This window comes from Actinoplanes sp. NBC_00393, from assembly GCF_036053395.1.
GTDB lineage: Bacteria > Actinomycetota > Actinomycetes > Mycobacteriales > Micromonosporaceae > Actinoplanes.
Window position 1 is genome coordinate 4135851 of record NZ_CP107942.1, and the last position, 8990, is coordinate 4144840.

General features: G+C 71.0%; 14 protein-coding genes. 7 read left to right on the forward strand and 7 right to left on the reverse strand.

Translation table 11 applies throughout. The features are described from left to right. Window positions 1-149 precede the first annotated feature (149 nt). Both OHA21_RS19535 and OHA21_RS19540 read left to right on the forward strand, forming a co-directional pair. The gene (locus tag OHA21_RS19535) at window positions 150-473 is read left to right on the forward strand and encodes a YciI family protein (protein ID WP_328475522.1); all 324 of its coding nucleotides are present in this window, start codon (window positions 150-152) and stop codon (window positions 471-473) included. Window positions 474-475: 2 nt separating this feature from the next. Continuing rightward, entirely contained in the window at window positions 476-1702 is a 1227-nt protein-coding gene (locus tag OHA21_RS19540) for an RNA polymerase sigma factor (RefSeq protein ID WP_328478463.1), read from the forward strand. A gap of 127 nt (window positions 1703-1829) precedes the next feature. Here the strand turns inward: OHA21_RS19540 and OHA21_RS19545 are convergent, their stop codons facing one another. The 5 genes from OHA21_RS19545 to OHA21_RS19565 form a co-directional block, all read right to left on the reverse strand. Next, window positions 1830-2435, reverse strand: a complete 606-nt coding sequence (locus OHA21_RS19545) for a hypothetical protein (protein WP_328475524.1) — start codon at window positions 2433-2435, stop codon at window positions 1830-1832. Further along, entirely contained in the window at window positions 2432-2941 is a 510-nt protein-coding gene (locus OHA21_RS19550; RefSeq protein WP_328475526.1) for a sigma-70 family RNA polymerase sigma factor, read from the reverse strand. The genes OHA21_RS19545 and OHA21_RS19550 overlap by 4 nt, the downstream gene beginning before the upstream one ends. A 31-nt stretch (window positions 2942-2972) precedes the next feature. After that, window positions 2973-4163, reverse strand: coding sequence for an alpha/beta hydrolase family protein (locus OHA21_RS19555; protein ID WP_328475528.1), 1191 nt, complete (start codon window positions 4161-4163; stop codon window positions 2973-2975). Between the two features lie 70 nt (window positions 4164-4233). Next, entirely contained in the window at window positions 4234-4785 is a 552-nt protein-coding gene (locus tag OHA21_RS19560; RefSeq protein ID WP_328475530.1) for a SigE family RNA polymerase sigma factor, read from the reverse strand. Continuing rightward, complete coding sequence (locus OHA21_RS19565) at window positions 4782-5375, reverse strand: permease-like cell division protein FtsX (protein WP_328475532.1); 594 nt, start codon at window positions 5373-5375, stop codon at window positions 4782-4784. The genes OHA21_RS19560 and OHA21_RS19565 overlap by 4 nt, the downstream gene beginning before the upstream one ends. A gap of 194 nt (window positions 5376-5569) precedes the next feature. On the opposite strand from OHA21_RS19565, the gene OHA21_RS19570 reads away from it, so the two are divergent. From OHA21_RS19570 to OHA21_RS19585, 4 genes are read left to right on the forward strand one after another with little or no spacing between them, the layout of a single operon-like run. Continuing rightward, window positions 5570-5923: a VOC family protein gene (locus tag OHA21_RS19570; protein WP_328475534.1), complete on the forward strand. Its 354-nt coding sequence runs from the start codon at window positions 5570-5572 to the stop codon at window positions 5921-5923. Window positions 5924-5926: 3 nt separating this feature from the next. Then, window positions 5927-6280, forward strand: a complete 354-nt coding sequence (locus tag OHA21_RS19575; protein WP_328475536.1) for an ArsR/SmtB family transcription factor — start codon at window positions 5927-5929, stop codon at window positions 6278-6280. 43 nt (window positions 6281-6323) lie between these two features. Continuing rightward, window positions 6324-6797, forward strand: a complete 474-nt coding sequence (locus tag OHA21_RS19580; RefSeq protein ID WP_328475538.1) for an SRPBCC domain-containing protein — start codon at window positions 6324-6326, stop codon at window positions 6795-6797. Between the two features lies 1 nt (window position 6798). After that, window positions 6799-7086, forward strand: a complete 288-nt coding sequence (locus OHA21_RS19585; RefSeq protein ID WP_328475540.1) for a hypothetical protein — start codon at window positions 6799-6801, stop codon at window positions 7084-7086. 3 nt (window positions 7087-7089) lie between these two features. Here the strand turns inward: OHA21_RS19585 and OHA21_RS19590 are convergent, their stop codons facing one another. Next, window positions 7090-7461, reverse strand: coding sequence for a DinB family protein (locus OHA21_RS19590; protein WP_328475543.1), 372 nt, complete (start codon window positions 7459-7461; stop codon window positions 7090-7092). Window positions 7462-7567: 106 nt separating this feature from the next. Further along, on the reverse strand, window positions 7568-8179 hold the full coding sequence (locus OHA21_RS19595) for an SAM-dependent methyltransferase (protein ID WP_328475545.1): 612 nt from the start codon (window positions 8177-8179) through the stop codon (window positions 7568-7570). Between the two features lie 66 nt (window positions 8180-8245). Between OHA21_RS19595 and OHA21_RS19600 the strand changes: the two genes are divergently transcribed. After that, window positions 8246-8830, forward strand: a complete 585-nt coding sequence (locus tag OHA21_RS19600) for a helix-turn-helix domain-containing protein (protein ID WP_328475547.1) — start codon at window positions 8246-8248, stop codon at window positions 8828-8830. Window positions 8831-8990: the final 160 nt, after the last annotated feature.

Below are 8990 nucleotides of genomic sequence, written 5' to 3' on the forward strand. Positions count from 1 at the left end.
CGGCAGCAAGCCGATGGACGGCGCGATGGGCCCACCACGGTTCGCCCATGAGCTCTCATCTATGTGATCTACGCCACTGTCGGATCGGGGCCGCGCTGTTCGTAGCAATGGTGAAAGGCTTCCCACGAGCAGACGGGAGATGATCCGAGATGCAGTACCTGGTTTCCGTGATCGACGACAAGTCCAACTCCGGCACCGCCGAGGAGATGCTGGCGATCGACGCGTTCAACGCCCGCGTCCAGGCCGACGGCCACTGGGTCTTCGCCGGTGGCCTCGCGTCGCCCAGCACGGCCACCGTCATCGACAACCGCGACGGGCAGGCGCTGTTCACCGACGGGCCGTTCGTCGAGACGAAGGAGTACATGGCCGGCTTCTGGGTCTTCGAGGCCCCCGACCTCGACGTGGCGCTCAAGATCGCCGCGGAGGGGTCGAAGGCCTGCAACCGCAGGGTCGAGGTGCGGCCGTTCCTGTGAGCGTGATCGACGTGCGCGACGCGGTCACCCGGGCCCACCACGAGGAGTGGGCTCGGGTAGTCGCCTCGCTGACCAGGCGTTTCGGTGACCTCGACGTTGCCGAGGAGGCGGCGGCCGAGGCGTTCGCTGCTGCTGTCGAGCGGTGGCCGGCGGATGGCGTACCCCCCAATCCCGGCGCCTGGCTGACCATGACCGCCAACCGCAAGGCCATCGACCGCATCCGGCGGGAGAGCAAGCGCGACGACAAGCAGAGGGAGGCCCAGATCTTGTACGACGACGACCCACCGCAGCCTCTCGGCGCCATCGACGACGAGCGGCTCCGCCTGATCTTCATCTGCTGTCACCCGGCGCTCGCGATGGAGACCCGCGTGGCGCTCACCCTGCGCATGGTCGGCGGCCTGACCGCGGCCGAGATCGCCCGCGCCTTCCTGGTGCAGGAGACCGCCATGGGCCAGCGGATCACCCGCGCCAAAGCCAAGATCAAGGCGGCGCGTATCCCGTACCGGGTTCCGTCCGCGGAAGACCTCCCCGCCCGGGTCTCCGGTGTGCTCGCCGTCCTCTACCTGGTCTTCAACGAGGGCTACCTGGCCACCGGCCCCGGCACCGACCCGGTCCGCCACGACCTGACCACCGAGGCGATCCGGCTGACCCGCCTGATCCGCGCCCTGCTCCCCGACGACGGCGAGGTGGCCGGCCTGCTCGCGCTGATGCTGCTCACCGAGGCCCGCCGCACCGCCCGCGTCTCCACCACCGGTGAACTGGTCACCATGGACGAACAGGACCGCGGCTCCTGGGACACGGCCCTGATCGCCGAGGGCCACCAGCTGGTCCGCGAACGCCTGGCCGCCGGCGTCGCTCCCGGCCGCTACCAGATCCTCGCCGCGATCAACGCCGTGCACACCTCGGCCCGCGACGCCCGCGACACCGACTGGTCGCAGGTGGTAGCCCTCTACAACCAGCTGGCCCACCTCGACCCGTCCCCGATCGTCACCCTCAACCGCGCGGTAGCCGTCGCCGAACTCGACGGCCCCGCGGTAGCTCTCGCCACCATCGACCGCCTCGCCGACAAGCTGGACGGTTACCACGCCTACCACGCCACCCGCGCCGTCCTGCTGCGCCGGCTGGGCCGCAGTGGGGATTCGCGAGCGGCCTACGACAGGGCCATCGAGCTGGCCGGCAACACCGCCGAGATCGCCTACCTGACCCGCCGCCGCGACCAACTCGGCTAGCGAGCCAGGCCCTACGGCGCCGACACCAGCCGTGCCGGACCGGCTGGGTCGAAGGATCGGCCGGCGCGATCAAGGCGAGCAACCGACGGCCGCCCACTTCGGACCGGCAGCGAGACCTCGAAGCCCGCTAGTTCTCGTAGAGTTTGCAGGGCCGGGGCGTGCCGATGACCAGACGACTATGGACCGACCGGCTTCGTGCGCCGCTGTCGCCGGGCTGTTCCATGATGACGAAGTGCAGGCTGGTTCCGGCCGGCATGCGGTCACGCCGAATGGTGAAGACCTGTTCGTCGCCGTCCGGCGGGCTGGGCTGCATCGGCATGACGCGCAGGAGCAGGGGCGATTCGGCCTGATCGTCCTCGGCGCAGCCGGCCGTCTGACCGGGACGCAGCTGCTTGAACTCGACCTTCGCGGGTACCCCGGCCCGGTTCAGCGCCGCACTCAGCTGATCAGCGTCGGTCAGCTGGCGGATGGTGAGCCGGACGCTGCCGTCCGGTTGCGTGTCGACGGACCAAGCCGCCACCGGTGCCGGGGCCGGCCGGTCGGGGGCCGGAGAGCCCAGGGCCAGACCGAGCGTGGTCGCGGCAGCGGCAGCGGCGAGGCCGAGAGCCCCGACGGTGTGCCGCCGCCGGCGCAGTCGCCTGCCTCGGGCGGTGATGTCCGCGACGGAGTCACCCAATCGCATCGGCTCGAATTCCGAGCGCATCCGCGCGTACAGATCATCGTCCTTGATCACGGCTTCGGCTCCTGTTCGGCGACGGGTGTCAGGGTGGCCCGCAGGGCCCGCGTTGCCCGGGCGAGGTGGGCGGTGACCGTGCCGGCGGCGATGCCGAGCGTGCGCGCGGTGGTCTCGCTGTCGAGGTCGAGGAAGATGCGCAGGGCGACCACCTGACGCTGCCGGGTGGGCAGGGCTTTCAGCGCCGCCATCATCCGCGGGTCGGGCAGGGTCGCGTCCATGTCGTCGTGGCCCGGCCGCTCGTGGTCGTGCCGGCTGGGCGCCGGCACCTCCCGCCGCCATCGCCGCCACCACGAGGTGTGGGCGTTGAGAGCGGTACGCACCACCCATGCCCGCGGCGACGGGTGGTGCGCAACCGTGTGCCAGGACGCCCAGGCCCGGGCGAATGCCTCGGCGACGACGTCCTCGGCCGCCTGGCGGTTGCCGATGGCGGCGGCGACCGCCCGCAGGCAGTCGTCCCGGGCGCTCTCGTAGAAGGCGGCGAACTCCGCCGGTTGATGTCCCACCCTGGTATTACGCACGAGCCCCGCGATCCGCTTACCCCGGGAGCGAGCCGTTTCCGGGCTGGTGGAAGACGACCTCGGGATTGTCGGCGGCCGGGCCGTGCAGCAGCGGCTGCGGGATGCCGCGCAGATGCAGGTCGAAGAACGCGTTCACGTACTCCCGGACCAGCTGCGCGGTGCGGTCGCCGGGTAGCGGTGAGCCGTCGTCGGGCAGGCCGGCCTGGTCGGCCAGGACCGCGGTGTCGCTGAAGTCGAGGTGGCCGGTGCCGGTGACGGTCAGCCAGCGCTTCCAGCCGTTCAGGCGCTGCCAGTCGCGGTCCCAGCTCTCGTCGGTCGCGCCGGGGACGTGCGAGGGGGCGCCGAGCATGAGGAACGGGCGACCCGCGAGGCCGTCTTCGGGGACGGGCGCGAAGAAGGTGCCGTCCATGTTGATCCCGGCCCGGACGCGGGAGTCCGCGGCCATGGCGGCGGCGGCCGCGTTGCCGCCGATGGAGTGGCCGGCCATGCCGATCCGGGTGCGGTCGATCAGGCGGGCGTGCCGCCAGGCCGGCCGGGCGCCGGTCAGACGGTCGAGGACGAAGGTGACGTCGTCGGCGCGGCCGGTGGCGACATCGGCGTACACCTCGGCCGCCTCGCAGGCGGTGCAGGTTAGAACCCGGCCGCCGGGAAAGGCCGTGCCGGACGATTCGTAGGCGTGGTCGATGACGGCGACGAGGTACCCGCGGCTCGCCAGCTCCTCGGCCAGGTGGGTGAGGGTGTGCCGGTGCAGGGTGAAGCCGGGCGAGAGCACCACGAGCGGGTAGCGGCCGGCACGGGGCCGGGCATGCAGGAGCGCATCGGTACGCGTGGCGCTGAGCGCTTCCGGCGCGATGACCCCGGCGAGCTGACGGTCCTCGAGGAACAGCCGGGCCTCGGTGGTGGTGAGGTAGGGCGCGGCCCGGCCGGGACGGGCGACCGCCGGGTAGAACATCGAGACCATGAGCTCGCGGTGGTTAGCCGGCACCCACTGGTCGCGGCGGGACCGGTCGACCAGGTGCAGGACATCACGGCCGACGGCGAACGGTCCGCTGGACTGCGGGAGTGCGAAGTGCGGTGAAGTCGCGTACCCGGCCACGGCAGTGACCGCGGCGGGCGCCGACGCCATCGCAGGCGCCGGCGCCACGAATGCGACGGAAAGAGCAACAGCGGCAGCGGCCCGCATGGCGATATCGAACGTTGTCGTCATGCGTCCAGCCAACCGCGGCAATGGACCGGGCACATTCCCCCGCGATGGAGTGTCCGTAGTAGACCCAGCACTACCAATCCTCGCCGAGCAACTCCCTCAGCCGGCTCAGGGCGCGGGCGTTGCGCATCTTGACCGCGGACACGGACAGCCCGAGGATCTTGGCCACCGCCTCGACGCTCTGATCCTCGGCGTGCCGCAGCACCAGGACCGCCCGGTCCTCCACCGACAGCTGGGCCAGCGCATCCGTCAGGGCCAGCCGCAGCTCCGGCGCCCCGGCCGCGGCCCGGTCCGGCCGGTCCGGCAGTTCGGCCAGCACCACCTCGGATCCGCTGCGGCGCCGATGGTGGTCGAACACGGCGTTCATCAGGACCCGCCTGCTGTACGCCTCGAGGTTCGTCCCGGTGCGGATCCGGCCCCAGACCGAGTACATCTTGGCGAGCGTTTGCTGGGTCAGGTCCTGGGCGAGATGCCAGTCACGGCACATCAGGTACGCGCTGCGGCGCAGCCCGGTGCTGACGGACTCGACGAACGCGGTGAACTCCTCGTCGCGGGCCGCTTTCGCGCGACGGCGGGCCGCACCCCAGCGGGCCAAGGCCGGTGCCCTGACGTGGGCGTCGGTCACAGAACCCCTCCGACCGGGGCGTCCGGTGTGCACCGGCGGCCGATGATCTGCTCGACGCCGTCCGCCGTCGCGAAGTCGGCGCGGAACGCGGTGTACTGCGCGGGCGACACCAGCCGCAGGCGGAAAGCTTCCGGGAACCTGTCAGCGGAGACCGCGGCGATCAGGTCGGGCTCGTGCGCCCAACGAGAGCGGAATTTCTCGTACGCCTGCTCGCGGCTCTCGAAACTCAGAGCGTCCACCCGCGCATCAGCCTCGAGCGCGTTCTGAAGCACCTGGCGGTGCCCGCTGTCCAGGAAGATCATCACGTCGGTGGCGTCGCTCTCCACCGGCCGCTCGGTGCAGGACGGAGCCGACACCGGCGCCATCGCCGCGGCGATCGTCACCGGCGGTTCCGATGCGCGGTCCGCGGTCGCCAGGCCGAGACCGGCCACCGCACCCACCACCGCGACCATGCCGGCCGCGGCCAACTGGTGGCGACGGCGGCGCATCCGGCCACCGTCGCTGATGGCTGCACGCGCCATCTCGCCGGGAGGTACGCCCGGGTCGTCACTGACCGCCAACTCGAAGTGTTCCCGCAGATCCCGTTGCACTGAACGCTCTCCTCACTACGCCGTTTCGGGCCTCTGCCGGTAATGACTGGGTGGGCGCCCGGTTCGGTCACACCGTGCGCACGTCCGTCAGTCTTCCAGGTTTCCCTTTGTCAGTTGACACTAACGTTAGCCAACGCTAACGTATGCGGTGTCCGGTCGACCGGCCGGACGACCTCAGAGGGAGGGAGACGGTCATGGGCCGTCCGGTAGCGTTCTTCGAGATCACCAGCAACGACGCCGATCGGGCGCGGAGCTTCTACTGCGACCTGTTCGGCTGGTCCGCCCCGGCCGACCCCGACGACGGCTACGCCCTGGTCGACACCGGCGCCGGCGAGACCGCGATCGGCGGCGGCATCGGCCCGGCGCAGGCGCCCGGCGAGGCGGGTGTGAAGATCTACGTGCAGGTGGAGGACCTGGAGCAGTCGCTGCAGCGGGCCGGCGAACTGGGCGGCACCACCCTGGTCGCACCGACTCCCCTGCCCGGCGACTACGGTCGGTTCGCGGTGTTCGCCGATCCGGACGGCAACCCGGTGGGCCTCTGGGGGTGAGCGATGGTCGAGGGCGAGTCCGAGGTCGACGACGCCTTCCGGGCGCTGGCGGAGCCACGCCGCCGGGCGATCCTGCGCCTGGTCGCCACCGACGAGCTGGCGGCCGGCGAGATCGCCGCCGCGTTCGACGTGACTCGCACCGCGATCAGCCAGCATCTGACCGTCCTGAAGGACGCCGGGCTGGTCAGCGAACGGCGCGCCGGCACCCGGCGCTTCTACCGGGCGCGGCCGGAAGGGCTCGCCGGGCTGCGCGAGTTCCTCGACTCGATGTGGAGTGACGCGCTGGACGCCGGGCGGCGCCTGGTCGAGGCGGAGCGGGCGGACGGCGTACCCCAGGATTCTCCGAACGTGGCCTGACGGCGGCGGCCGGCCTGGCCGTCCACCTGCCATGATCGTGCCCGTGTCCGACAACGTACGCCCGTTGCAGCGTCCCCCGATCCGGCAGTCGACCCTGGTCCGCAGCGACCGGGAGCACACCTTCGAAGTGTTCGTCCGCGACATCGGCGCCTGGTGGCCGACCCGGCCGTTCTCCCAGGGCGACGACAAGGTGGTCGACGTGACCTTCGAGCGCCGGCTCGGCGGGCGCGTCTACGAGACCTGGGCCGACGGCAGCACGGTCGACTGGGGCGAGGTCATCACCTGGCAGCCGCACGAGCGGTTCGCCATGACCTGGACCGTGCTGCCCGCGGTCACCGAGGTCGAACTGCAGTTCACCGTGCTCGCCCCGGCCCTGACCCGGGTCGCCCTGGAACACCGCGGCTGGGAGCGCCTCACCGAGGAGCAGCTCGCCGCCGCGACCTCCGTGCCGGGCGGATACTCCGCCGGCTGGAAACACATTCTCGACATCTTCGCCAAGTCTGTTGAAGGAGCTTGACATGCGTGTTCTCGCGCAGGTGGTGCATTACCCGAAGCCTGAGCACCGCGACGACATGATCGCCGCGATGGGTCGGCTGCGCGCCGCCTCCGCCGGTGTCGCCGGACTGGACGAGCTCGGCGGCTTCGAGGACGCCGAGGGTGGCCGGCTCATCGCCATCTCGGTCTGGTCGTCGGCGGAGGCCATGCAATCCGGGCTGGCCACCCTCTTCGGTGCGATCGCCGACGTGCCGTTCGACGATTGGGAACGCCAGCAGTACGAGATGGTGACCTGCCCGCAGGTCGCCTGAGGCTCAGCGGCCGGTCGCGCCGTCGATCTGTTCCCGCAGGATGTCGGCGTGCCCGGCGTGCCGGCCGGTCTCCTCGATCATGTGCACCAGCGCCCACCGCATCGACGGTCCCAGTCCGCGGCCGGGCGGGCGCGGGGCGGGCAGGCTCAGGTCCGTGCAGGCCTCGACGACCCGGTTCACCTGCTCGCCCGTCTCCCGGTAGGCGGCGAGCAGGCCGTCGACCGTCTCAGCGGCGGCCGGGCGCAGGGTGCGGCGCAGGTTGGTGATCGGTTCGCCGAGGAAGTAGAACCGCTCGACGTACGTCAGATGTTTGATCAGCCCCAGCAGGTTGGTGCCGGACGGCACGCCGGCCGCTCGGACCTGTGGCTCCGGCACACCGGTGACTTGTCCGCGATCGATCGGCGCAGGTAGTCCAGCATCCCCAGCAGGGTGGCCTTCTCGTCGGCGCCGGTCTGCGGGGGCCCGACGTCACCGCGGCGCTTCACGCCGCGCTCCGCTGGAAGAGCAGGACGTTGTCGGTGACCGTGGCGGTCTGGCCGCCGGGGCCGGTGGCCCGGCGGCGGGGCATGTCGGCGCGCCGGATCGGCCAGCGCTGCGGATCGAGGTCGAGTTCGGCGGCGACCTCGCCGGGCGTCGCGAAGTGCGCGTCGGCATCCTGGTTCCAGGACCAGGGGGCGGTGGAGCCGTGGTCGACGATCAGAAGCAGGCCACCGGGACGCAGCGCGTGCGCGGCGGCACGCAGAGCACGACTGCGGTCCAGCGGGAACGGGGAGTGGAAGTACTGCGCCGAGATCAGGTCGAACGATCCGGCCGGAAACGTACGGGCCAGATCATGCTGCTCGGCGGTCACCCGTTCCCCGATGCCCAGTTCGTGGGCGCGGGCCCGGACCCGCTCGATTGCGGTGGTGGCGATGTCCACGGCGGTGACCTGCCAGCCGTGCTGGGCGAGCCAGATGGTGTCGCCGCCGGGGCCGCAGCCCAGGTCCAGCGCGGTGCCCGCCGGCAGCGGCTCGGCAATCTCGACCAGCAGCGGGTTGGGCCGCCCGGCCGGAGCGCGCTGCGTGCGGTAGTGGTTCTCCCAGAAGGTGCGCATGCGGCCCAGGATCGTCCGGGCCGCGCCATGCTTGCAAGAAAAATTGCGGATCCGCATCATGGCCGGATGAGCAGCAGCACCGAGGAAGACGTTCTTGCCGGGGTCGGGCCGCGACTGCGGGCACTGCGCCGGGCCCGCGGCACCACGCTGGCGGAGCTGGCCGCCGAGACCGGGCTCACCGCGAGCACCCTGTCGCGCCTGGAGAACGGCAAGCTGCGCCCGACGCTGGAGCAGCTGCTGCCGCTGGCGCGGGCGCACGGCGTACCGCTTGATGATCTTGTGGCGGCACCGCCCACCGGCGATCCGCGCATTCATATGAAACCCCTGCGCCGTTTCGGGTTGACCGTGGTGCCGCTGACCAGACGAGCCGGCGGCATTCAGGCCTACAAGGTGATCTATCCGCCGGCCGGGCGGGCAACCACGAGAAAGATGCAGACCCATGAGGGGTACGAATGGTTCTACGTGCTGAACGGCACCATCAGGTTCGTGCTCGGCGAGCAGGATCTGCGGCTCGGCCCCGGTGAGGCCGCCGAGTTCGACACCCGCGTGCCGCACTGGATCGGTAGCGCCGACAACCGGCCCGCGGAGTTGCTCAGCCTGTTCGGCCCGCAGGGCGAACAGACCCACCTGGCGCTGAGCTCGCACCGCTGACTTCGCCGCGCGCCGCTGTATAACAGAAATCCTCGACCCATTTAATGGGCGCGAATTTTCGAGGAATTGTTATGCCCGCCACCCTGCCCGAGTCGCGCTATTTCCGTCTTGTGAACAGCAATAACCGTCTGGCAATATCGCGCCAAGAATGTGAGCGTTC

What these genes read in the sequence shown, in the direction of transcription:
- OHA21_RS19535 (WP_328475522.1), top strand. Translation starts at nt 150, where the DNA reads ATGCAGTACCTGGTTTCCGTGATCGACGACAAGTCCAACTCCGGCACC.
- OHA21_RS19555 (WP_328475528.1), bottom strand. Translation starts at nt 4,163, where the DNA reads ATGACGACAACGTTCGATATCGCCATGCGGGCCGCTGCCGCTGTTGCT.
- OHA21_RS19570 (WP_328475534.1), top strand. Translation starts at nt 5,570, where the DNA reads ATGGGCCGTCCGGTAGCGTTCTTCGAGATCACCAGCAACGACGCCGAT.
- OHA21_RS19575 (WP_328475536.1), top strand. Translation starts at nt 5,927, where the DNA reads ATGGTCGAGGGCGAGTCCGAGGTCGACGACGCCTTCCGGGCGCTGGCG.
- OHA21_RS19585 (WP_328475540.1), top strand. Translation starts at nt 6,799, where the DNA reads ATGCGTGTTCTCGCGCAGGTGGTGCATTACCCGAAGCCTGAGCACCGC.
- OHA21_RS19595 (WP_328475545.1), bottom strand. Translation starts at nt 8,179, where the DNA reads ATGCGCACCTTCTGGGAGAACCACTACCGCACGCAGCGCGCTCCGGCC.
- OHA21_RS19600 (WP_328475547.1), top strand. Translation starts at nt 8,246, where the DNA reads ATGAGCAGCAGCACCGAGGAAGACGTTCTTGCCGGGGTCGGGCCGCGA.